The sequence below is a fragment of the Bradyrhizobium sp. SZCCHNR1002 genome, from assembly GCF_032381435.1.
Classification (GTDB): domain Bacteria; phylum Pseudomonadota; class Alphaproteobacteria; order Rhizobiales; family Xanthobacteraceae; genus Bradyrhizobium; species Bradyrhizobium aeschynomenes.
In genome coordinates, this window is the sequence record NZ_JAUHIS010000003.1 from 19,583 (window position 1) to 43,198 (window position 23,616).

Here is a 23,616-nt window from a genome sequence, read left to right on the forward strand (position 1 = left end):
ATCACGCGCTCGTCGCCGCGAAGTGCTCGCCATAGGCCTGGCGCAGCTCGACCTTGCGCAGCTTGCCGGTGGCGGTCATCGGCATCTCCTCGAGCACCCGCACCAGCTTCGGCACCTGGAAGCCGCCGAGCGATTTCCGACAATGCTCCAACAGCTCGCTCTCGCTCGCGTCAGCGCCAGGCTTGAGCTTGACGAACGCCGACACCGCCTCGCCCCATTGCGGGTGCGGCAGGCCGACGACGGCGGCGTTCTGCACCGCCGGATGTGCCAGCAGGGTCTCCTCGATCTTGACCGAGGCGACGTTCTCGCCGCCGGACTTGATCATGTCCTTCTTGCGGTCGAGGAACAGCACCTCGCCCTTGTCGATGACGGCGAGGTCGCCGGTGTGGTGCCAGCCGAACTTGCGCGCATCCTCGGTCGATTTCGGGTCCTTGTAGTAGCCCATCATCACGTTGGGCCCGCGATGCACCAGCTCGCCGATCTCGCCCGGCGGCAGCAGGTTGCCGGAATCGTCCATGATGGCGGTCTCGTTGACGAACAGCGACTCGCCCCAGTAATTGCCGAACCGGTTGAGCTGCACCTCCGGCCGCGACATCGTCGTCGCCGGATACATCTCGGTCTGGCCGCTGGTCAGCACGAAATTCGGGCACAGCTCCCTGATGGCGCGCTCCAGCAGCGGCCGGCTCATCGGCGCCATCGTGTAGAGGCAGGTGCGCAAGTGGGAGAGATCGAACTCCTTGCGCCGGGGATGATCGAGGATCGCCTGGTACATCAGCGGCAGGCCGACGAACACGGTGAGACGATCGCGCACGATCGCCTCCATGCAGGCGACGGGATCGAAGCCCCGCATCAGCGCCATGCGGCCGCCGACCGAGAGATAGCTCAACAGCAGCACATGCCCGGCGCAGTGAAACAGCGGGAACTGCCCGGTGATGCCGTCCTCGCGCGACAACTGCATCTCGATGCAGTTGCTCATCACGGCCATGACCACGGCGAGATGGCAATGCATCGCGCCTTTCGGCCGCGACGTCGTGCCGGAGGTGTAGATGATCATCGCGAGATCGCGATCGTTGATCTCGATCTCCGGTTCGATGTCTGACTGATTCTGGATCAGATCGTTGAAGCTCGCGAGCCCGGCAGCTTTCGCGTTACCGGTGAGATCGACCGCGATCAGCTCGACGCCACGCTGCTCCAGCGCCGCGCGCCGCTCCGGCTGGGCGTGGAGATTATCATCGATGAGCGCGAAGCGGACCTCGGCATGACCGAGGATGTAGTCCATATCGGCCGGGCCGAGCATGGTATTGATCGGCACCCAGACGAGGCCGGCGCGGTGGATGCCGAACAGCGCTTTGACGAACTCGATCGAGTTGTTGCAGACCGTGGAGATTGTCTCGCCGGGCTTGAGCCCCTTGGCGACGAGATAATTCGCGAACCGGTTGGCATCGCGCTCCAGCTCGGTGAAGGTCACCTGCCGGCCGCCATCGGTGATCGCGACGCGATCCGGAAAGCGCCGCGCCGCGCGCTTCAAGAGATCGCCGATCGCGACCCGGCCGATCCGTCCTGGCCCGGCTACGCCGCCGGTGGCGTTGAGGTTGGTCATCTTCATCCTCTTGCTCGTCATTCCGGGGCGCGACGCAGTCGCGAACCCGGAATCCAGAGATTGTCTCGCGAGATTCCGGGTTCGCGCGGACGCGCGCCCCGGAATGACGAAGGCTGAACGTTCAGTTCACTGTCCCAAACATCTGCCGCGCCTCGGCCGGGCTCGCGATCTCGCGGCCCGCACGTCTTGCGCACGCTGCGATGGCTTCGATCAACTGGCCGTTCGAGGTCACCTTGGCGCCGTCGCCGAGATAGAACGTGTCCTCGAGACCCGTGCGCAGATGACCGCCGAGCTCGGCGCAGCGCTGGTGCAGCGGCCAGATCTCGGCGCGGCCGATTCCCGTGACCTGCCAATGCGCCTCGGGCAGCTTCAGCTTCAGCAGGATCGGCAGCAGCTCGGGATCGGCCGGCATGCCGGATGCCACGCCCATTACGAAATTGTATTCGAGCGGACCGGAATACATCCCGGTCTGCCGGTACATGCCGACGCAGCGCACGATGCCGACGTCGAAGCACTCGAACTCCGGGATCGTGCTCACGTCCTTCATGACGGCGAGATAATCCCCGATCTTCTCGACCGAGTTGTCGAACATCATCGGCGGCCAGGCCCAGCTGTTGTCGGCCTTGACTTTCAGGTAGTTCAGCGAGCCGGCATTGCAGGCGGCGATCTCCGGTCGCGTCTCCCGGATGCAATCCAGCGCCCCCTGATAGTTCGGCCCTGAGACGCCCGACGTATGATTGATGATCACACCAGGACACGCCTCGCGGATCGCCTGCTGGATCTCGCGCGAGACGTTCACGTCCCAGGACGGCAGGTGCCCCTTGCCCGGCGCCTGCTGGCGCAGATGGATGTGCATGATCGCAGCGCCGGCGTCGTAGGCGCGGCGCGCCTCGCGCGCCATCTCCTCCGGCGTGACCGGCACGTGGTGCTGCCTGGGATCGGTGAGCACGCCGTTCAGCGCGCAGGTGATGACGGCTTTGTCGCTCATGGCACTCGTTCGGTAGGGCTCGCGCGCAGGCGGCGCTGTGCAGATCTGCGTCACTATGATGACGTCACGGCACAATCTGCTTGCGTTGACTCGCTGGTCGAACCGGCGCACTTCCCTTATTGCTTTGCGTCAAGCCCGCCATCGGCGATCGACGCTAAGCGGTTCCTGTCCGCCCTCCTCACCGAGCGTGCAATGCCAATCGACACACAACCGGCGCCGTTCATTGCAGACGGGCTGAACGCAGCAGAAGCGGCCCGGCGTCTCCAGGCCGAGGGTTTCAACGAGCTGCCACAGACCGGCACACGGTCGATCCTGCGACTGATCGCCGACGTGCTGAAGGAGCCGATGCTGCTTCTGCTGCTGACCGGCGCGGGCATCTATCTCGCGCTCGGCGACACGGCCGAGGCGGTTCTGCTCGGGGTCTTCGCTTCCGCCTCGGTGCTCATCACCATCGTGCAGGAGGCGCGCACCGAGCGCGTGCTGGAATCGCTGCGCGATCTGTCCAGCCCGCGCGCGCTCGTGATCCGCGACGGCGAGCGCGTCCGCATCGCCGGCCGCGAGGTGGTGCGCGGCGACCTGATCGTGCTGGCCGAGGGCGACCGCGTCGCCGCCGACGCAATGCTGCGGCAATGCGACGATCTGCTGACGGATGAATCCTTGCTGACGGGAGAATCCGTGCCTGTGCGCAAGCGGCCGGCCGCGAGCGAGGCCATGGACGCGACGGCCGCGGCCGGCGGCGACGACCTGCCCTTCGTGTTCTCCGGCAGCCTGGTGGTGCGCGGCGGCGGCGTCGCCGAGGTGATGGCGACGGGGCCGCGCACGGCCATCGGCAGGATCGGCCAGTCGGTGAGCACGCTGGAGACGGAGACGCCCCGCCTCCGACAGCAGACGCGACGTCTCGTCATGGCGTCTGCGATCGGCGGCGCCATCGTGGTGGCGATCACGGTCGTGCTCTACGCGCTGTATCGCGGCGGCTGGCTGGAAGGGTTGCTGGCCGGCATTGCGCTGGGCATGTCGATGCTCCCCGAGGAATTCCCGGTCGTGCTGACAGTGTTTCTCGCGATGGGCGCCTGGCGCATCTCGCAGGCGCGCGTGCTGACGCGGCGGGCGGCCGCGATCGAATCGCTCGGCGCCGCCACCGTGCTGTGTACCGACAAGACCGGCACCCTGACGCAGAACCGCATGATGGTGGCGCGGCTGGTGCATCCCGATGGCGCGGTGCTGCGACCTGGGACGGACTCGTCCGATGCGGTGACGGCCGAGTTCCGCGATCTCGTCGCGACCGCCGTGCGGGCCTGCGACCCGCAGTCGCACGACCCGATGGAGAAGGCGCTGCAAGCCCTCGACACGGACGCGACCGCCGGCGCCGCCTTGCAGCGGCGCTACGGGCTGCGGCCCGATCTGCTCGCGATGACCAATGTCTGGTCGCGCGACGGCGTCCCCATGGTCGCGGCCAAGGGCGCGCCGGAAGCGATTGCGGCGCTGTGCGGCCTCGGCGGCACCGAGCTGATCGAGCTGCAGGCGCGTATCGAAACGCTCGCCGCCGAGGGCCTGCGCGTGCTCGGCGTCGCCGAGGCGCGCTGGAGCGGCGGCGCGCTTCCTGAGACGCAGCAGGGCTTCGCCTTCACCTTCTGCGGTCTCGTCGGCTTCGCCGATCCGCTCCGCGCGGAGGTGCCGAGTGCCGTTGCGGAATGCCGCTCGGCCGGCATCCGCGTGCTCATGATCACCGGCGACTATCCGGCGACGGCGGCTGCGATCGCACGGCAGGCGGGGCTTGATCCCGAGCAAATCATCACCGGCGCCGAGCTGTCTCATCTCGACGACGACGCGCTGGCGCGGGCGGCCCGCACGCCGACGGCGTTCGCCCGCATCATGCCGGAGCAGAAGCTCCGCATCGTCTCGGCGCTGAAGGCCGATGGCGAGATCGTCGCGATGACCGGCGACGGCGTCAACGATGCGCCGTCGCTGAAGGCGGCGCATATCGGCATCGCGATGGGCGGCCGCGGCACCGACGTCGCGCGCGAGGCGGCCGCAATCGTGCTGCTCGACGATGATTTCGGCTCGATCGTGAAGGCGATCCGGCTGGGCCGGCGCATCTACGACAATCTGCGCAAGGCGATGAGCTTCATCCTCGCGGTCCACTTCCCGATCGCCGGCCTCGCTTTGCTGCCGCTCGTCACCGGCCTGCCGCTGCTGCTGGGCCCGGTGCACATCGCCTTCCTGGAGATGATCATCGATCCCGTCTGCTCGCTGGTGTTCGAGGCGGAGACCGAGGAGGACGACGTGATGCGGCGGCGACCGCGCGATCCCTTGGAGCCGCTGCTGCCGCGCCCGCTGGTACTGTGGGGCGCGCTGCAGGGCCTTCTCGCGATCATCACCACCGGCGGCGTGCTGCTGCTGGCGCATGGCAACGGCATGCCCGATGACGAATTGCGCGCGCTGGTGTTCTTCACCCTGGTGTCGGTGATCGTCAGCCTGATCTTCGTCAACCGCTCGTTCTCGAGCTCGCTGCGCGACGCGCTGCTGCGGCCGAACCGCGTGCTGCTATCGGTGATCGCGATCGTCGTCGCGGTGCTCGCGACCAGCCTGACCGTGCCGCCGGTCGCGGCGCTGTTCAAGTTCGGGCCGCTGCACGCCGACGATCTCGCGCTGACCGCAGGTGCTGCGATCAGCACGCTGATCGTGCTGGAGCTGTCCAAATTCCCGCTGCGCGCCGCGCTGACACGGCGCCCAGCCGGAGGGACTCAGGTCAACGCCGCCTCGCCGGCGCGATAGATCGCCAGATCGCGCGAACCGGAAAAGATCGCGCGCGGCTTCAGGCCGTAGAAGCGGCGGATCGAATGGCTGAAATGCGTGGAATCGGGATAGCCGATGTCCTGCGCGAGATGCGCCAGGTTGAGATCCTGGTTGGCGTAGTTCAGCAGGTGCCGCGCGCGCTTCCAGGCGCGGAACGAACGGAAGGAGATGTCGGTCTCCTCCTTGAACAGATGCAGGAAGCGCGAGGTCGACAGCCCGACGGCAGCGGCGCAGCTCTCGGCGGTGGCGGGCTCGCCGGAGAAGCGGCTGATCAGGCCGATCGCCTTGACCACCCGCGGATCGAGCGTCCGCTGCGGCAGCACTTCGCCGAAGCAGAGCCGGTCGAACACGGCGCTGGTGACGTCGCCGCTGAGCGGCCGCTGCACCAGCTCCTCATAGGCGGCGCGAATGCGGCAGGCGAAGGCCTCGGCCTCGCGCGTGACCTTGGCCGCGAAGCGATCCAGCGTGCCGATCGGCACGCTCTCCGGCTCCATGGTGACGACGATGACGGTGCGGTAGTCGCTCTCGATCGTGTGCTGCTTGTTCGGCGGCACCACCAGCAGCTCGCCGCACCGCGCCTCGCCGCCCTCGGGCAGCAGCCGCAGGCTCCCGGTCAGCGCGACGTAAATGTGCAGCGCGCCCGAGCAGCGCCGGCGCGGTCGGCCGAGCAGCCCGGCGTAGAACACACGCTCGGGCGTGATCAGCATGAGATGGCCGGAATCCCGGCGGGAAACATCCATGGTCTTCCTCCTGAGGCGCGACTCTGCCGGCCGCTTCTTTGGAGGAGAACCATAGCGCAATTCCCGCCGCTGTCATCGGCGACGACTGCCGATTTTTGTCGCGGTTAATCACGACAGCATAAATGAGTTGTCATTCCGGGATGGTCCGAAGGACCAGACCCGGAATCTCGAGATTCCGGGTTCGATGCTGCGCATCGCCCCGGAATGACGTGCGCAACTCACGGCCTGACGCGCGGCTTGATGCCCTGCTCTTCACCAGCACGCTGCTCGGCCGCGCGTGCCCGCTTGTAGCCGTCGCGCTGCTGCAGACGCGCCCAATAGGCCGCCACATTGGGCCCAAAATCCTTGGCGAGGTGGAGCGTGTCCGCCAGGCGCAACGCGTAGCCGATCACGATGTCCGCCGCGGTGAAACGGCCGCACAGAAACTCGGCATTCCCAGTCGCTGCCTCCACGGCGCGCAGCCGGCCCAGAAACCATTTGGCATAGTCCGTCGCGACCTGGGGTGAGCGCCGTTCCTCAGGCTCGAGCTGCGTGTATCGCAATACCAGCGTCTGCGGGAACGTCAGCGTGGCATCGGAGAAATACATCCAGTTCAGGAACGCGCCGTAATCTTTCTCCTCGGGTCCGACCATCAGCGGCGTCGGGCCGTGCTTGATGCCGAGATAGTGACAGATGCCGGAGGACTCCGTCATCTTGGTCTCGCCATCCACCATGAACGGGATCGTCCCGAGCGGATTGATCGCCAGATATTCCTTCGCCAGCACGCGCGGCGGGAACGGCAGCATCTTCAACTCGTAGTCAGCCCCGAGCTCCTCCAACATCCACAGCGGGCGGAACGAGCGGGCGCCGTCGCAATGATACAGCGTGATCATCAGGCGTTCCCCGCCTTGGTCATGCCCGGCAAGGTGCCCATCATCTTGCACAGGATGGTCAGCATCACCTCGTCGGCGCCGCCGCCGATCGAGCTCAGCCGCGAGTCACGATAGGCGCGGCTGACCGGCGTCTCGTTCATGAAGCCCATGCCGCCCCAATATTGCAGGCAGGCATCGGTGAGCTCGCGCCCCAACCGTCCGGTCTTCAATTTCACCATGGTCGCGAGCCGCGTCACGTCCTCGCCGGCGACCAGCGCCTCGGCGGCCTGATAGGTCAGCGCGCGCAGCAGCTCGACCTCGGTCTGCAGCTCGGCGAGGCGGAAGTGGACGACCTGGTTGTCGAGGATCGAGCGGCCGAACGCCTTGCGATTTCGCGTGTACTCGATGGTGGCGTTGATGATCGCCTCGTGCGCCTTCAGGCAGGCGGCGCCGGCCCACAGTCGCTCCTCCTGGAACTGCATCATCTGATAGGTGAAGCCCATCCCCTCCTCGCCGACGCGGTTGCGCTTGGGCACCCGGACATTGTCGAAGAAGATCTGCGCGGTATCCGACGAGCGCATGCCCATCTTGTCGAGCTTGCGCGCGACCTGCACGCCCTTGCTCTTCATCGGCACGCAGATCAGCGACTTGTTGCGATGAACCGGGCCGTCGCTGGTGTTGGCGAGCAGGCAGATGAAATCCGCCTGCGTGCCGTTGGTGATCCACATCTTGCCGCCATTGATGACGTAGTCGTCGCCATCGGAGCGCGCCTGGGTCTTGATCGAGGCGACGTCGGAGCCAGCGCCGGGCTCGGAGACGCCGATGCAGGCGACGTAGTCGCCGGCAATCGCCGGCGCCAGAAATTCCTTACGCACCTCGTCGGAGCCGAAGCGCGCCAGCGCCGGCGTCGCCATGTCGGTCTGCACGCCGATTGCCATCGGAATGGCGCCGCAATTGATGGCGCCGAGCTCCTCCGCCATCATCAGCGCATAGGAATAGTCCAGCCCCTGGCCGCCGAACTCGACCGGCTTGTTGAGGCCGAGAAAGCCGAGGTCGCCGAGCTTCTTGAACAGCTCATGCGCCGGAAAGATGCCGGCCTCCTCCCACTCGTCGACATGGGGATTGATCTCGGCGGCGATGAACTTCTGCAGGATGCGGCGCGGTTCGTCATGGTCGGCGGTGAAGAGCATGTTTCATTCCCTGTCATTCCGGAGCGGTCGCTTGAGCATCCGACCCGGACGTTCGCTGATGCTTGTTGATTGCGGCACGATCGTCATTCCGGGGCAAGGCCGCAGGCCTTGAACCCGGAATCCCGAGCTTGTCTGGCGCTCGTATCCCACAACCTCGAGATTCCGGGTTCAGCCCTGCGGGCTGCCCCGGAATGACGTGCGCTTGAGAGCGCCCATCACAATCCCATCTGCCGGCTGGCCAGATCCTTCATGATCTCCTCGGTGCCGCCGCCGATGGCATTGACCTTGACCTCGCGATAGATGCGTTCCACGCGCACGCCGCGCATGAAGCCTGCACCGCCAAAGATCTGCACCGCCTCGGAGGCACAATACGCCATGGTCTGCGTCGCCTGGTTCTTCATCATGCAGATCTCGGCCACGGGATTATCGCCCTGTTCGAGCCGCCACGCCAGCATCTCCAGCATCGCCTGGGAGGCCGCGACGCGCTGCGCCATATCGACCAGCTTGTGCCGGATGACCTGGTGCTGCGCCAAGGGCTTGCCGAAGGTCTGGCGCTCCCTGGCATAGGCGATGGCATCGTCGAGGCAGACGCGCGCGAACGCCGTGCAGCTCGCCGCCATGCCCATGCGCTCGCTGTTGAAGTTATGCATGATCAGCTTGAAGCCCTGCCCCTCCTCGCCGATCAGGTTCTCGACCGGCACACGGCAGTTGTCGAAATGCAGGGTCGCAGTATCCGATGCCCACCAGCCCATCTTGTTGAGCTTGGTGCGCGTCAGCCCCGGCGTGTCGCCGGGAATGAGTAGCAGGCTGACACCCGCCGGCCCTGGTCCGCCGGTCCGCACGGCGACGGTGATGTAATCCGCGCGCACGCCCGAGGTGATGAAGGTCTTCTCGCCGCTGATGACGTAATGATCGCCGTCGCGGACGGCCTTGGTGCGGAGATTGGCGACATCGGAGCCGCCGCTCGGCTCGGTGATCGCGAGCGCCGAGATCTTTCGCCCGGAGAGAATCTCGGGCAGCACTCGCGCCTTCACCTCCGGCCGTGCCGCACGGGCGATCGGCGGCGCGCCGATGCTGTGGCTCATCAGGCTGGCGCTGACGCCGCCGGCACCGGCCCGCGCCAGCTCCTGCGACGATACGATCTTCATGAACTGATCGGCCGCCACACCACCGAACTCTTCGGGAAAACCCAGCCCGAGCAGGCCGATGTCGGCCGCCTTCGCATACAGCGCGCGGGGAAACTCGCCGGCCTCGTCCCACGCGCTCGCAAACGGCGCGATCTCCTTGTCGACGAAGCGCCTCACGACGTCGCGGAAGGCCTCGTGCTCGGCCGTGTAGAACGGGCTTTTCGTCATGGCGTACCGCGAGAATCCTGCTTCCTGCGCCGACGAAGATGCGCCCGAAACGACGGTATCAACTTGCGTCGAGTGGCTGGCCGGCGAAATCACATGCAGGCGCCGCGGACGGCGTCCGTTGCTTCCCGGACCAGCGTCTGGACGCAAGACAGTGCATTGCACACATCTGCCCACTCGCACCCAATGCGCGGTCATCCAAGTCCGCCGCTGTCACAGCGCCGAGCAAACGGTCGGGGACAGTTCAAGACAAAACGGCAATCACAAGAATCAAACCAGAGGAAGCCCAGGGAATGTTGCCGATGACGACCAGGACTCTGCTGTCTTTCGCGGCCGCCGCCGCATTCTCCGTTTTGGCGAGCCAGAGCGCGCTTGCCCAAAAGAAATACGACACGGGCGCCAGCGATACCGAGATTCGAATCGGCAATGTCGAGGCCTATAGCGGCCCCGCCTCGGCCTACGGCATCATCGGCAAGACCGAGGAGGCCTATTTCAAGATGATCAACGACCAGGGCGGCGTGAACGGCCGCAAGATCAACTTCATCTCCTATGACGACGGCTACAGCCCGCCCAAGACGGTCGAGCAGGTGCGCAAGCTGATCGAGAGCGACGAGGTGTTCCTGGTGTTCAACGCGCTGGGCACGCCGACCCAGACCGCCGTGCAGAAGTACCACAACGCCAAGAAGGTGCCGCAGCTGTTCCTCGCCACCGGCGCCAGCAAGTGGAACGACCCGAAGGAATTCCCGTGGACGATGGGCTTCCAGCCCAGCTACCGCGTCGAGGCGCGGATCTTCGCCAAGTACATTCTGAAGGAGAAGCCGAACGCCAAGATCGCGATCTTCTATGCCAATGACGATTTCGGCAAGGACTACGTCATCGGCATCAAGGACGTGCTTGGCGACAAGGCCAAGACCATGATTGTCGCCGAGGAGAGCTACGAGACCACCGAGCCGTCGATCGACTCGCATATCGTCAAGCTCAAGGGCACCGGCGCCGACGTGTTCGTCAACATTTCGACGCCGAAATTCGCGGCCCAGGCGATCAAGAAGATCGCCGAGCTGGAATGGAAGCCGATGCATCTGATGACGGACGTCTCGATCTCGATCGGCGCGGTGATGAAGCCGGCCGGGCTCGAGGCGTCCGAGGGCGTGCTGTCCGCCGGCTATCTCAAGGATCCGTCGGACCCGCAGTGGAAGGACGACGAGGGCATGAAGAAGTTCATGGCCTTCATCGACAAGTACATGCCGGGCGCCAACATCTCCGACGCCAACCTCGCCTATGGCTATGCCGCGGCGCAGACCATGGTGCAGACCCTGAAGCAGTGCGGCGACACTCTCACCCGCGAAAACGTCATGAAGCAGGCCGCCAGCCTAAAGGATTTCGCGCCGGATACCCTGATCCCCGGCATCAAGGTCAACACCGGCCCGAACGACTTCGCCCCGATCGAGCAGCTCAAGATGATGCAGTTCAAGGGCGGCAAGTGGGATCTGTTCGGGGACATCATCAGCGCGGATGTCGGGGGGTAGGCGGGAGGCGGCGCAGCGCCGCCTCTCCCGCATCAAGAGGTGGCCTCGCCAGATCATTCCGCGGCGAGGTCATAAGCTCCAGAGACGGTACGCTCCCTCTCCCCGTTCTTCACGGGGAGAGGGTCGGGGTGAGGGGCAGCCGCACGGAAAGTGCTTTCGTCGTTCCTTTGACCTTTCGCCACCAGTTGCCTCCGTCGAACGAATGCCTTGAGAGAGCAAACACACTCGAAGGGCTTTTCCTTTTCGCCGACGGAACCGCCCGTGCGGCTGCCCCTCACCCCAGCCCTCTCCCCGTGAAGAACGGGGAGAGGGAGCAGACCGCCGGCGCGGCGCAGGCTCGGGCGACACCAGCGATTCTGAAAAACAAAATTTTCTATTGCTATTTTCCAGAATTCATGATCATCTCCCCCGCATCCCGCCTCACCGCAGAGGGGCGTTGCGCGCGATCGTCACGACACGCGAGGTGGGGAGGCGATGGCCGCGGTCTGCCGCAGCGTGTCTTCGGACGCGCCGACGAACGGCAGCCTGCGGACGTGAAGTCGCAGCGTCCTGACACCCCGATGCTGGTGTCACCCGCGCAATGCGCAAGCATTGTCGCGGCATGGTGGCCAACAAGCCCGGCGCACCAGGGAGACTGCGTATAAGCGTGAAGACCGTCGCGCAGGGAATGCCGGAATGTCGGCTGCACCTGTGGTACCTGCCGCCTGCATTTTTTTTACGCAGGCGGGCCATGGGTGAGGCCCTCACCCGGCATTCCCTGCGCCCTCTGCACTTGAAGAGGGACGGACTGATTGAAAACCTCGGGCGAGTTTCGCCGCGAGAATGCGATGACATGTCCTTCATCGATAGTCGGCTGATCGATCCGATCTGCTGTTGAGACGTTCGGCTGTTTGAACGTCGTGCTGTTTGATCCCGTGAATCCGCCCCACCCACCGCCGTCGTCCCGGACAAGCCGCGACGCGCGAAGCGCGGCACGACGCCGGTCCGGGACCACGCTGCGGCGGTGACGTGGCGCGAAAAAGCCAATGACCAGCCGGACTCAAACTGCTCCCTGGGGGTATGGGTCCCGGCGTTCGCCGGGACGACACTGCATGTGTAGAAGCACGGCGCCAGCTGCAAACTCCGTCATTGCGAGGGAAGCGAAGCAATCCAGGAGCCGCGTGCGCGACTCTGGATTGCTTCGTCGCGGAGCCTGCCATCGGGCCGCGCTTCGCGCGGACCCGTTGGCTCCTCGCAATGACGGTGGCTATCGCCAAGAATTCAAGGCACGCCCTGCACGAACAGCGCGAACGGCTCCTCCACCGTCTTGCGCAGATGCTCGCGATAAAGCGCATAGTTCGCATCATCCGCCCCGAGCCGGCCAAAGCTCGGCTCCACCACGTTCCGCAACGGCAGCAACGCGATCGGCGCAGCGATGGGCGTCAGCAGCGAGCCGCGGCCCGCCAGCAAGGTCGTGATGATGCCGTACATCTCGCCGGTGATGGTCGGGCGCGACACCGTGATCAGGCGGTGCTGGCCGTGCCGGTTGGTGACGAGGTAGACGAAGCCGGACTGGTTGGGCACGGCGACCTCGCCGAATTGCGAGAAGGCCGCGTCGAGCCGCGCGCCCTCGCGAAACACCAGCGACGAGGCCGCATCGTCCCAGACGATGTCGGTGCGATAGGCGTAGATCGCCTCGCGATCGCCGAACGACGGCCTCAGGGTGACGTAGGTGCCCTCGATCCACTCCACCGCGCGCCGCGAATAGGAGCCGAGGCTGTCCGGCGCGATGCCGCCGCTCGTAGCCGGAGCAGCGGCCGGCGTACTCGGCGCCTTGCGCAGGGAGATGCCGAGCGCCTGCTCGAGCCGGACGATCGTCGCGAGCGTGAACGGGCGGCGGCCGCCGAGCGCCTTCTCCAACGTCGACAGGCTCAGCTTGGCCTGCTCCGCCAGCGTCTGCCGCGACATCCGCCGCCGTGCGATCTCCTCGCGGATGGTCTCGGCCACTTGCCGGCTCTGCTCGTCGGAAAGCTCGTTGTCCGGGTTCGACATCCTGGCCCCATGCTGCGTGCGGATGCTCCTTGTAGCAGACGGACAAATCCGCACAAACCCGGACAGATCAGCCGCCGCCTCGCGCACCACCGGACAAAGCCCGGCGGGCGACGGCCGAACAAGACCGACCATTCCGCTCGCGATGGCAGCGCCGCCCGCTCAATCTCGGCCTGCCCCATTCTGTTCGTTGCGGAGCCTCTGATGAGCGACACGATCGACTATGATATCCGCAGCAGCGCCCATCCGATCCGATCCTGGATCGTGACCATGCTGCTGTTCCTGTTGCTGCAAGCCGGCGCCGTGGCGCTGGTCGCCTTCACCGCATTATTTCTCAGCGTGACGCCCGGTTGGTCGGCCGAGGGTCCGCTGGCGCCGCTGACCAGGCCCGGCGATGCCCGCTCCGGCGCGCTGCTGTTCAAGGCGGATGGCGGCTACGCCGAGGCGCCGCGGCTCGGCATCGACGTCGACATCGTCGTGTCGGGCCCGACCGCGCGGGCGCGCGTGACGCAGCTGTTCAAGAACACCAGTTCGCAGTGGATGGAGGCCGTCTACGTCTATCCGCTGCCGCCGGACAGCGCGGTCGACAGCTTGAAGATGATCGTCGGCGATCGCGTCGTGGTCGGCGACATCAAGCCGCGCCAGGAAGCCAAGGTGATCTATGAGCAGGCCAAGCGCGAGGGCAAGACCGCGGCCCTGACCGAGCAGGAGCGGCCGAACATCTTCACCAACTCGCTCGCCAATATCGGTCCGGGCGAGACCGTGCTGGTGCAGATCGAATATCAGCAGCCGGTGGCGCAGGCGGCCGGCGAATTCTCGCTGCGGGTGCCGCTGGTGGTCGCGCCGCGCTACAATCCCAAGCCGATCGCGCAGAGCGTCGAGCTTCGCCCGGACAGCAATGGTTGGGGCGCGGCGGCCAACGACCCGGTGCCGGACCGCGATCGCATCTCGCCCGAGGTGCTCGATCCTGCGAAGGATGCTCCGGTCAATCCGACCCGGATCACCGTGCGGCTGCAGGCGGGTTTCGCGCTCGGCGAGGTCAAGAGCCACCATCACCCCGTGACGGTCGAGAGCCCCGATGCGAAGACGCGCATCGTCACATTGGCCGAGGGCGTGGTGCCCGCCGATCGCGACTTCGAGCTGACCTGGAAGCCTGCCTCCGCGGCGGTGCCGTCGGTCGGGCTGTTTCACGAGCAGGTCGGCGATGCCGACTACCTGCTCGCCTTCGTGACGCCTCCCGCGGTGGCCGCGACCACGCAACGCCCGCAGCCGCGCGACGTCATCTTCGTGATCGACAATTCCGGCTCGATGGGCGGCACCTCGATCCGCCAGGCCAAGGCCAGCCTGCTCTATGCGCTCGGACGGCTGCAACCCAATGACCGCTTCAACGTCATCCGCTTCGACGACACGATGACGGTGCTGTTTCCGTCCTCGGTGCCGGCCGATGCCGAGCATGTCGGCAGCGCCACCAGCTTCGTGAGCGCGCTGGAGGCGCGCGGCGGCACCGAGATGGTGCCGGCGATGCGCGCGGCGTTGACCGACGACGGCAGCGATAGCGACCGCGTGCGCCAGGTGGTGTTCTTGACCGACGGCGCCATCGGCAACGAGCAGCAGCTGTTCGAGACCATCACCGCGATGCGCGGCCGCTCGCGCATCTTCATGGTCGGCATCGGCTCGGCACCGAACACCTACCTGATGAGCCGCGCCGCCGAGCTCGGCCGCGGCGCCTTCACCCATATCGGCTCGGTCGAGCAGGTCGAGGAGCGCATGCGCGATCTGTTCGCCAAGCTGGAGAATCCGGTGGTGACGGGATTGAGTGCCAGCTTCTCGGAGGCCTCCGCCGATCTCACCCCCGCCGTGCTGCCGGACGTCTACCGCAACGAGCCGCTGGTGCTCGCCGCCAGGATCGATCGCCTCGCCGGATCGCTGCAGCTCAAGGGCCGCATCGGCGACCAGCCCTGGACCATCACGCTGCCGCTCTCCGGCGCCGCCGAAGGCAAGGGCCTTTCGAAGCTCTGGGCGCGGCGCAAGATCGGCGACGCCGAGGTCGCGAAGACGATGCGGCAGATGACGCCGGAGGAAGCCGACGGCGCCATCCTGAAGCTGGCGCTGGAGCATCAGCTGGTGACCCGCCTGACCAGCCTGGTCGCCGTCGACAAGACCCCGCGCCGCCCTGACGGCGAGCCGCTGCGACTTGCCGAGCTGCCGATCAACCTGCCGGCCGGCTGGGATTTCGAAAAGGTGTTCGGCGAGCGTGGACGTCTGCCTGCGATGCAGAAGGACCCCCGTGCCGAGGGCGATGGTGAGGTGCAACTCGCTGCCCTGAAGCGGCCCGTGGTGCCGGCTGGCCCCGCGACGGTCACGCTGCCGAAGACGGCGACTGATGCGGAGCTGAGCATGCTGCTCGGGCTTGGGCTGCTGATGCTGGAATTGATCTGGCTCGTCGCCATCAGGCGGCGAGCTGCCAACTAATGGACTTGTTCATGCGACGACGAGAAAGTCGACGAACCGTTGCTTGCTATGCTCCCCCAGCTCGTCCGGTGCTCACCTCGCCCCGCTTGCGGGGAGAGGTCGGATTGCATCGAAGATGCAATCCGGGTGAGGGGGCTCTCAGCGCAGTCGGTGGTCGTGGCTGCCCCTCACCCCAACCCTCTCCCCGTGAAGGACGGGGAGAGGGAGCGCACCGTCGTCTCGGCTAGTACTTCGTTCCTTAACGCAATGACGAGAGGAGAGAGAATGCCCCGCTTCGTCATCCCGCTCGCCGTCGCGCTTGTCGGTCTCGCCCTGTTCGCTCACGGCGCCTTCATTCACGCCAAGGCGATCGTTGCCCAGGTGCTGCTCGACCGTGCCTTCAGCCAGACCATTGCGACCGGCCAGCCGGTCAAGCCGTGGTCCTGGGCCGACACAGTCCCGGTCGCGCGCATCGAGGTGAAGCGGCTCGGCGTCTCCACCATCGCGCTCGCCGGCTCCAGCGGCCAGGCGCTGGCGTTCGGCGCCGGCCATGTCGAGGGCACCGCCGAGCCGGGCCAGCCCGGCATCGCGGTCTACTCCGCGCATCGCGACACGCATTTCCGCTTCCTGCGCGACGTCAGGGTCGGCGACGAGATCGACGTCGTCAGGCGCGATGGACGAAGCTTTCGCTACCGGGCCGATGCGGCCCGCGTCGTTCGCTTCGACGAGTCCGGCATCGATCCGCAGGCCGACGATGCCGAGCTGGTGCTCTCGACCTGCTGGCCGTTCGACGGGCTGACGCAGGGGCCCGAGCGCTACGTGCTGCATGCCACGCTGATCGGCGATCGATGAGTGGAGCAAGCGTGGCCGACCTTGGGAACCAAGCGCCGAATGCCCATTTGTCACGGTGCCGCCCTGATGGGATGATCCCGCCCGGACGACACGGCTCAACTGCGCAGCGCTTCCGACATGCATTCCCAAGTCCAATATCTGCCAATCACGCCTGCCTTCTTCGCCCTCCTGGTGCTGGCGTTCGGCGTCCTGATCATCCTGATCCAGCTCGGCATCCTGCGCTACGCCTACATGAAGCTCGGCGTCAGCTCGGGCACGGCGATGCTGCTGCTGTTCGGCTCGCTGGTCGGCAGCTATTTCAACATCCCGATCACGATGCTGCCGGGACAGGTCGCCCGCTCCGGCGAGATCATCGACTTCTTCGGCATGCAATATGTCGTGCCGCTGGTGCATCAATGGCCGGGCACGCTGCTGGCGGTAAATGTCGGCGGCGCTGTGATTCCGACGATCATGTCGACCTATCTCGTGCTGCGCTACCAGCTGTGGCTGCGCGCCACGATTGCGGTGCTGGTGATCGCGGTCATCATCCACGCCATGGCAACGCCGGTGCAGGGTGTCGGCATCGCCGTGCCGGTGTTCGCACCGGTGGTCGTCACCGCGATCCTCGCCTTCCTGCTGTCGCGCGAATACGCCGCGCCGCTGGCCTATATCGGCGGCTCGATGGGGACCTTGGTCGGCGCCGACCTGATGAACCTCGACAAGATCGGCAGCCTCGGCGCCCCCGTCGCCTCGATCGGCGGCGCGGGCACTTTCGATGGCGTGTTTCTCACCGGTATCCTGGCGGTGCTGCTGGCCGGCCTTGCCGCCCCCTCCCGCCCAGGCCTCGCGCGCTGAGCTTTCAACCGGCGGCATTAGCGGCTAAAATCGAGCAGAGGCAGCCACGGACCCGGAATGCGCGCGATCAACCTCATTGTCGGAACCCTGACGATCGCGGCCGTGGCGGCCGGGATCAGCGGCGTCCTGATCAAGCAGAAGCGCCGCATCGCCGAGCAGCGCAGCACCATGCGCGTGGTGTTCGACGGCGGTTCGGCGGCGGGCCTGCGCAAGGGCGGCCCGGTGAATTTCGACGGCGTGCAGGCCGGGCAGATCCTGTCGATCAAACTCGAGAGCCCGCGCAAGATCGTCGCCATGATCACGCTCGACAAGTCAGCGCCCATCCGTAAGGACACCACCGCCGGAATCGAGTTCCAGGGCCTGACCGGGATCGCCGCGATCTCGCTGGTCGGCGGCGCGCCGACGGCCCCGCCGGTGCCGCTGGATCACGACGGCGTGCCGGTGCTGACGGCCGATCTCAAGGACCAGGAGACGATGGTCGAGACGGTGCACAACATCGACAAGTACATCGTCAGCAATGCGCCTGCTATCCAGGACGCGCTGCAGACCTTCGAGACCGAGACCGCCTCGCTCCAGGCCAAGACCGCGGCATTCGACTCTGCCGTCGACAAAGCCGAGGACGTCTTCAAGGGCTTCGATACGCTCGTCACCAAGATCGACGGCGCCATTCCCGGCTTTGCGGACGGCAATCCCGGGCAGTTGTTCGATCAGATCAAATCGATGCGCGAGCTCGTCGACGGCTTCAAGCGCAAGTCCGCCAAGGTGATCGACGAGAGCCGCAAGACGCTGGTCGACATCAGCGACAGTGCCAACGCGATGACCGTCAAATTCGGCGGCCAGCCGGGTCCGGGACCGCGCCGCGTGCCTGCGTCACGCTGAGGGGCGGGCGCGCCGCCCCTCGCGTTGGTTCAGTGGCTGATCATCCAGGGGCGCGCGGTCGGAAAGCCCTTGGCGCCGCTCTTGGTCTTGGTCATCAGCCGCGGCGACTTCTTCGGCGAGCAGCAGCCGCAGCCCGGCCCATGCTTCGCCTTGTACTCCGCGAGCGTCTGCGGCGCGTGGCGGCTGCGCTCGTTGGTGGCATGCGCCGTGCGCCGCTCCGCCGGCATGCAGGCGAAGGCGGGCGCGGTGAGGATCACGCGCGGCGCCATGTCCCGGCATTGCGGACAGACCTGCGGATCATCACATTCCGCCATCGGGCGCATGTCCGTGAACGGCCCGCATTCATCACAGAGATATTCATAGACCGGCATTGTCTCGTCTCCTGCGCAACATCGTCTCCAAGGTCCGCGCGGCGGGTGCGGGGCGGCGAAAGACGCTGCCGTCCCGCACCCCGTCGCACAGGGAGGAGAATTACTTGTCCGGCGAGATCGGCATCTGGATGTCGCCCTTGATGTGCTTGATCGGTCCTGCCGCCGACGGCATCACGTCGAAGTCGAAGATCTCGGTCGGAAGCCACAGGGTGGCGCAGGCATTGGGCACGTCGACGACGCCGGAGATGTGGCCCTGCACCGGCGCGGTGCCGAGGATCGAATAGGCCTGGGCGCCGGAGTAGCCGAACTTCTTCAGATACTCGATGGCGTTGAGGCAGGCCTGGCGATAGGCGATGTGGACGTCGAGATAGTGCTGCTTGCCGGCCTCGTCGACCGAGATGCCCTCGAAGATCAGGTAGTCGCGATAGTTCGGCGTGATCGGCGACGGCTTGAAGATCGGGTTCTTGATGCCGTACTTCGCGACGCCGTCCTTGATGACGTCGACCTTGATGTGCAGCCAGCCCGCCATTTCGATGGCGCCGCAGAAGGTGATCTCGCCGTCGCCCTGGCTGAAGTGCAGGTCGCCCATCGAGAGGCCGCCGCCGGGCACGTAGACCGGGAAGTAGATCTTCGAGCCGCGCGACAGGTCCTTGATGTCGCAATTGCCGCCATGCTCGCGCGGCGGCACGGTGCGGGCGCCCTCGGCGCCGATCTTGGCCTTGACGTCGCCCTTGGCCTGGCCGGCATGGGCGGTCGGCGCGAACGGCGGATTGGCCAAGCCCGGCACGCGGGTCGGGTTGGTCGCGATCAGCGCCGTCTCGCGCTCGTTCCAGGTCGCGAGCAGCTTCGGATCGGGCAGACAGCCGATCAGGCCGGGATGGATCAGGCCGGCGAAGTTCACACCCGGGACGTGACGAGACGAGGTGTAGAGGCCCTTGATGTCCCAGATCGACTTCTGCGCCAGCGGGAAGTGGTCGGTCAGGAAGCCGCCGCCATTCTGCTTGGAGAAGAAGCCGTTGAAGCCCCACAGGCTCTCCTTCAGCGGACCGACGTCGAGCAGGTCGACGACCAGGAGGTCGCCGGGCTCCGCACCCTTGACGCCGATCGGGCCGGACAGGAAGTGCACGATCGACAGGTCGATGTCGCGCACGTCGTCGGCGGAGTCGTTGTTCTTGATGAAGCCACCGGTCCAGTCGTAGGTCTCGATGATGAAGTCGTCACCGGGATTGACCCACTCCACCATCGGAATGTCGGGGTGCCAGCGGTTGTGCACCTTGTCGTTTTCGTAGGCCGACTTGGTCAGATCGACCTTGATCAGTGTGTCAGGCATCAAAAGCTCCCCTTTACGTTTGCTTGGACGGAGTGGTTAGACGGACAGATATTTCGAGACCTGCGCGGCATCGACGGACTCGCGCGGATCGTCGCGGACGATCTCGCCGTTCTCGATCACCAGGACGCGGTCGGCGATGTCGAGCGCGAAGCTGAGCACCTGCTCGGAGACGACGATCGACAGCCCCTTCTCGTCGCGGATCCGCTTCAGGGTGCGCGCCATCTCCTTGATGATCGACGGCTGGATGCCTTCGGTCGGTTCGTCGAGCAGCAGCACCTTGGGCTTGGTGGCGAGCGCGCGCGCGATCGCCAGCTGCTGCTGCTGGCCGCCCGAGAGATTGCCGCCGCGACGGCCCTTCATCTCCAGCAGCACCGGAAACAGCTCGTAGATGTCGCCGGGCACCTCGGATTCGCCGGAGACGACGAGGCCGGTCTCGATGTTCTCCTTGACCGTCATGGTCGAGAAGATCATGCGGCCCTGCGGCACGTAAGCGAGACCCTTGGCGACGCGCTCGTAGCTCTTCATGCCGGAGAGTTCAGAGCCGTCCATCGCGATCGAGCCGCTCTTGGCGGGCAGGATGCCCATCAGCGACTTCATCAGCGTGGTCTTGCCCATGCCGTTGCGCCCCATGATCGCGACGATCTCGTTGGGCGCGACCTTGACGTTCAGGCCATGCAGCACCTCGCTCTGGCCATAGGCGACATGGAGATCGGAGATTGCGAGCATCACGCCTGCTCCTTGTTAGTGAGTTCGACGAGCTGTCTGTTCTCCCCTCCCCCTTGCGGGGAGGGGTTGGGGGTGGGGGTCTCAGCAAAGACTGCCCGTGTGGACCCCCACCCCCGACCCCTCCCCGCAAGGGGGAGGGGGGCGCAGCAATTGCGTGGATCGAGCGAGTTTCCAAACATCGGCTCAGTGTCCCAGATAGACTTCGACGACCTTGGGATCGTTCTTGACCTTGTCCATCGTACCTTCGGACAGGATCTGCCCCTGGTGCAGCACGGTGACCTTGTGCGCGATGTCCTCGACGAACTTCATGTCGTGCTCGATCACCAGCACCGAGCGATCCTTGATGATGCGGTTGAGCAGCTCGGCGGTCTTGGCACGCTCGCTGACGCTCATGCCGGCGACGGGCTCGTCGAGCATCAAGAGGTCCGGGTTCTGGATCAGCAGCATTCCAATCTCGAGCCACTGCTTCTGGCCATGGCTGAGCTCGGCCGCCGACGTCGTGAGACGATCCTTCAGAAAGATCATCTCGGCGACCTCCTCGACGCGGTCCTTCACGACCGCATCGCGCTTGAAGGCCAGCGAGCCGAACACCGTGCGACCGCGCGGGAACGAGATCTCGAGGTTCTCGAACACGCTGAGATCCTCGAACACCGACGGCGTCTGGAATTTGCGCCCCACACCCGCCTTGACGATCTCGTTCTCGCGCAGCTTGGTCAGCTCCTTGCCGCGGAACTGGATCGAGCCGGAGGTCGCTTTGGTCTTGCCGCAGATCAGGTCGAGCACCGTGGTCTTGCCGGCGCCGTTCGGGCCGATGATGACGCGGATCTCGTTCTCCTCGACATAGAAGGAGAGATCGTTGACCGCCTTGAAGCCGTCGAAGGAGACGGTGAGCGCTTCGACCGCGAGCAGGAATTCCTTGGGCTGATGACCGATGAGCATCGCTGTCTCCTCACTCTGCAGGGGCGCCGTCGGCGACCAGGCCGCCATTGCCGGATTTCTTGGTGCGGGAGACCAGCAGTCGGTCGATGCGCGGCTGCACGTAGTCGCCCCAGATGCCGGCAAGACCATTCGGGAAGGCGAGGACGACGGCGATGAACAGCGCACCCAGGCCGAACAGCCAGAGCTGCGGGAAAGTCTCCGACAGGCTGGTCTTGGCGAAGTTCACGAGGAGCGAGCCATAGACCGCGCCGAAGATCGACAGCCGTCCACCGACCGCGGTGTAGATCACCATCTCGATCGACGGCACGATGCCGACGAAGGACGGCGACATGAAGCCGACCTCGAGCGTGAACAGCGCGCCACCGACCGCTGCGAAGACAGCAGCCGCGCAGAAGGCAAAGATCTTGAAGTTGGCGACGCTGTAGCCGGAGAAGCGGACGCGGTCCTCCTGCTCGCGCATCGCCACCAGGATGCGGCCGAGCTTGGTCAGGCGGATGAACTGCGCGACCAGGATCGCGGCGAACAGGAAGAACACCTCGACGAAATAGAGGATGTACTTGGCATGATCGGTGCGGATGTCCCAGCCGTGCAGGGTGCGCAGGTCGGTGATGCCGTTGATGCCGCCGGTGTAGCCCTGCTGACCCACGATCAGGATGGTCATGATCGCCGCGATGGCCTGGGTGATGATCGCGAAGTAGACGCCGCCGACACGGCGCTTGAACATCGCGGCGCCGATGATGAAGGCAAAGATCGCGGGCACCAGGATGATCGCGGCGAGCGCGAATGGGAAGCTCTGGAACGGCTTCCAGAAGAACGGCAGCGCGGTCAGCTGATTCCAGTCCATGAAGTCCGGAATGCCCGGGGTCGACTGGATCTTGGTATTGGCGACGCTGGAGGCCTCCAACTTGAGGAACATCGCCATGCAGTAGCCGCCGAGGCCGAAGAACACGCCCTGCCCCAGGCTGAGAATGCCGCCATAGCCCCAGCACAACACCAGGCCGATCGCGACGAAGGAGTACGTCAGATATTTCGCGACCAGGTTGAGGCGGAAGATGTCGAGTGCCAGCGGCAGGATGACGACGAGCAAGAGCAGCAGCGAGACGAAGCCGATGAGCTCCGAGCGATTGAAAAAGCGCGAGTTGATCATGGCCGTGCTTTCTTGTTGGACTGACGAAGCTGGCTCATTTGCGGACCTTGAGGGCGAACAGCCCCTGCGGCCGCAGCATCAGGATGGCGACGATCGCGAGCAGCGTGAGCACCTTGGCCATCGAGCCGGACATGAAGAACTCCATCGTCGACTGCGCCTGGGAGATGGTAAAGGCCGAGGCGATGGTGCCGATCAGGCTGGCGGCGCCGCCGAACACGACGACCAGGAAGGTGTCGACGATGTAGAGCTGGCCGGCGGTCGGACCGGTCGAACCGATCATCGTGAAGGCCGAGCCGGCGACGCCGGCGATGCCGCAGCCGAGGCCGAACGTGTAGCGGTCGACCTTCTCGGTGTTGATGCCGACGGCGCCGGCCATCACGCGGTTCTGCACGACGGCACGAACCTGCTTGCCCCAGCGCGACAGGAACAGCACGTAGGCGACGATGATCGTGATCAGGATGGTCAGGCACATCACGAACATGCCGTTGATGGGGATCTGGATCGCGTCAGTCGCCTGCCACGAGCCCATCATCCACTCCGGCAATTCGACACCGACCTCACGCGCACCGAACACCGACCGATACGCCTGCTGCAGGATCAAGCTAAGGCCCCAGGTCGCCAGCAGCGTATCGAGCGGGCGCTTGTAGAGCCGACTGATCATCGCCCATTCGACCAGCATGCCTAGCGAGCCGGACGCAATGAAGGCGAGCGCCATCGCGACGAAGAAGTAGCCGGGAAACAGCGCCGGCAGGAAACTCTGGAAGGCGTTCGACGTCATCCAGGTGACGTAGGCGCCAAGGATCATGAACTCGCCATGGGCCATGTTGATGACGCCCATCTGGCCGAAGATGATGGCAAGCCCCAGGGCCATCAGCACGTAGACCGAAAACAGGATGAGGCCCGCAAACCCCTGCATCGCAAAGATGGCCCCGAGGTCGCCGATTGAATAGTCGCCGAACATGATCCGTCCTCTTGTGATGCCCTGCTGGAAAATGGATCAGCTCGCGGGCAACGAG

The 23,616-nt window shown here is 65.6% G+C and carries 19 protein-coding genes; 6 read left to right on the top strand and 13 right to left on the bottom strand.

Annotation, left to right across the window (positions count from 1 at the left end; genetic code table 11):
• Position 1: 1 nt before the first annotated feature.
• Together QX108_RS16425 and QX108_RS16430 are read right to left on the bottom strand one after the other, a co-directional pair.
• Complete coding sequence (locus QX108_RS16425) at positions 2 to 1,600, bottom strand: AMP-binding protein (RefSeq protein ID WP_315781349.1); 1,599 nt, start codon at positions 1,598 to 1,600, stop codon at positions 2 to 4.
• 121 nt (positions 1,601 to 1,721) lie between these two features.
• On the bottom strand, positions 1,722 to 2,588 hold the full coding sequence (locus tag QX108_RS16430; protein ID WP_315780614.1) for a 3-keto-5-aminohexanoate cleavage protein: 867 nt from the start codon (positions 2,586 to 2,588) through the stop codon (positions 1,722 to 1,724).
• A gap of 192 nt (positions 2,589 to 2,780) precedes the next feature.
• Between QX108_RS16430 and QX108_RS16435 the strand changes: the two genes are divergently transcribed.
• Positions 2,781 to 5,363 (top strand): cation-translocating P-type ATPase, encoded by a 2,583-nt coding sequence (locus QX108_RS16435; protein WP_315780616.1) that lies wholly within the window; start codon positions 2,781 to 2,783, stop codon positions 5,361 to 5,363.
• On the opposite strand, the gene QX108_RS16440 is transcribed toward QX108_RS16435, so the two are convergent.
• From QX108_RS16440 to QX108_RS16455, 4 genes are all read right to left on the bottom strand, one after another.
• Complete coding sequence (locus tag QX108_RS16440) at positions 5,333 to 6,124, bottom strand: helix-turn-helix domain-containing protein (RefSeq protein WP_315780618.1); 792 nt, start codon at positions 6,122 to 6,124, stop codon at positions 5,333 to 5,335. The two genes, QX108_RS16435 and QX108_RS16440, sit on opposite strands and share 31 nt — an antisense overlap.
• A 218-nt stretch (positions 6,125 to 6,342) precedes the next feature.
• A complete protein-coding gene (locus QX108_RS16445) occupies positions 6,343 to 6,996 on the bottom strand; it encodes a glutathione S-transferase family protein (RefSeq protein WP_315780620.1) in 654 nt (217 codons plus the stop codon).
• Positions 6,996 to 8,165 carry an acyl-CoA dehydrogenase family protein gene (locus QX108_RS16450; RefSeq protein ID WP_315722650.1) on the bottom strand — a complete coding sequence of 390 codons (1,170 nt, stop codon included), beginning with the start codon at positions 8,163 to 8,165 and terminating at the stop codon, positions 6,996 to 6,998. The genes QX108_RS16445 and QX108_RS16450 overlap by 1 nt, the downstream gene beginning before the upstream one ends.
• A gap of 215 nt (positions 8,166 to 8,380) precedes the next feature.
• A complete protein-coding gene (locus QX108_RS16455) occupies positions 8,381 to 9,520 on the bottom strand; it encodes an acyl-CoA dehydrogenase family protein (protein ID WP_315780624.1) in 1,140 nt (379 codons plus the stop codon).
• Between the two features lie 290 nt (positions 9,521 to 9,810).
• Here QX108_RS16455 and QX108_RS16460 point away from each other — a divergent pair, with 290 nt between their 5' ends.
• A complete protein-coding gene (locus tag QX108_RS16460; RefSeq protein ID WP_315780626.1) occupies positions 9,811 to 11,043 on the top strand; it encodes an ABC transporter substrate-binding protein in 1,233 nt (410 codons plus the stop codon).
• Positions 11,044 to 12,303: 1,260 nt separating this feature from the next.
• On the opposite strand, the gene QX108_RS16465 is transcribed toward QX108_RS16460, so the two are convergent.
• A complete protein-coding gene (locus tag QX108_RS16465; protein WP_315780628.1) occupies positions 12,304 to 13,074 on the bottom strand; it encodes a helix-turn-helix transcriptional regulator in 771 nt (256 codons plus the stop codon).
• A gap of 201 nt (positions 13,075 to 13,275) precedes the next feature.
• Here QX108_RS16465 and QX108_RS16470 point away from each other — a divergent pair, with 201 nt between their 5' ends.
• The 4 genes from QX108_RS16470 (at position 13,276) to QX108_RS16485 (ending at position 18,087) form a co-directional block, all read left to right on the top strand.
• Positions 13,276 to 15,543, top strand: a complete 2,268-nt coding sequence (locus QX108_RS16470) for a marine proteobacterial sortase target protein (protein ID WP_315780631.1) — start codon at positions 13,276 to 13,278, stop codon at positions 15,541 to 15,543.
• Positions 15,544 to 15,807: 264 nt separating this feature from the next.
• Positions 15,808 to 16,374 carry a class GN sortase gene (locus QX108_RS16475; protein ID WP_315780633.1) on the top strand — a complete coding sequence of 189 codons (567 nt, stop codon included), beginning with the start codon at positions 15,808 to 15,810 and terminating at the stop codon, positions 16,372 to 16,374.
• A 117-nt stretch (positions 16,375 to 16,491) separates the two neighbouring features.
• Positions 16,492 to 17,208: a DUF1614 domain-containing protein gene (locus QX108_RS16480; protein ID WP_315780635.1), complete on the top strand. Its 717-nt coding sequence runs from the start codon at positions 16,492 to 16,494 to the stop codon at positions 17,206 to 17,208.
• Positions 17,209 to 17,265: 57 nt separating this feature from the next.
• Positions 17,266 to 18,087, top strand: coding sequence for an MlaD family protein (locus tag QX108_RS16485; protein ID WP_315780637.1), 822 nt, complete (start codon positions 17,266 to 17,268; stop codon positions 18,085 to 18,087).
• 29 nt (positions 18,088 to 18,116) lie between these two features.
• Here the strand turns inward: QX108_RS16485 and QX108_RS16490 are convergent, their stop codons facing one another.
• From QX108_RS16490 to urtB, 6 genes are all read right to left on the bottom strand, one after another.
• Positions 18,117 to 18,458 (bottom strand): zinc ribbon domain-containing protein, encoded by a 342-nt coding sequence (locus QX108_RS16490; protein ID WP_315722667.1) that lies wholly within the window; start codon positions 18,456 to 18,458, stop codon positions 18,117 to 18,119.
• Positions 18,459 to 18,558: 100 nt separating this feature from the next.
• On the bottom strand, positions 18,559 to 19,788 hold the full coding sequence (gene fmdA, locus QX108_RS16495) for a formamidase (protein WP_009031409.1): 1,230 nt from the start codon (positions 19,786 to 19,788) through the stop codon (positions 18,559 to 18,561).
• 36 nt (positions 19,789 to 19,824) lie between these two features.
• A complete protein-coding gene (gene urtE / locus QX108_RS16500) occupies positions 19,825 to 20,514 on the bottom strand; it encodes an urea ABC transporter ATP-binding subunit UrtE (RefSeq protein WP_006614904.1) in 690 nt (229 codons plus the stop codon).
• A gap of 183 nt (positions 20,515 to 20,697) precedes the next feature.
• Positions 20,698 to 21,453, bottom strand: a complete 756-nt coding sequence (urtD, locus tag QX108_RS16505) for an urea ABC transporter ATP-binding protein UrtD (protein ID WP_257169512.1) — start codon at positions 21,451 to 21,453, stop codon at positions 20,698 to 20,700.
• Between the two features lie 10 nt (positions 21,454 to 21,463).
• Positions 21,464 to 22,600, bottom strand: a complete 1,137-nt coding sequence (gene urtC, locus QX108_RS16510; RefSeq protein ID WP_315780642.1) for an urea ABC transporter permease subunit UrtC — start codon at positions 22,598 to 22,600, stop codon at positions 21,464 to 21,466.
• 34 nt (positions 22,601 to 22,634) lie between these two features.
• Positions 22,635 to 23,561, bottom strand: coding sequence for an urea ABC transporter permease subunit UrtB (urtB, locus tag QX108_RS16515; protein ID WP_315722676.1), 927 nt, complete (start codon positions 23,559 to 23,561; stop codon positions 22,635 to 22,637).
• Between the last annotated feature and the right edge of the window lie 55 nt (positions 23,562 to 23,616).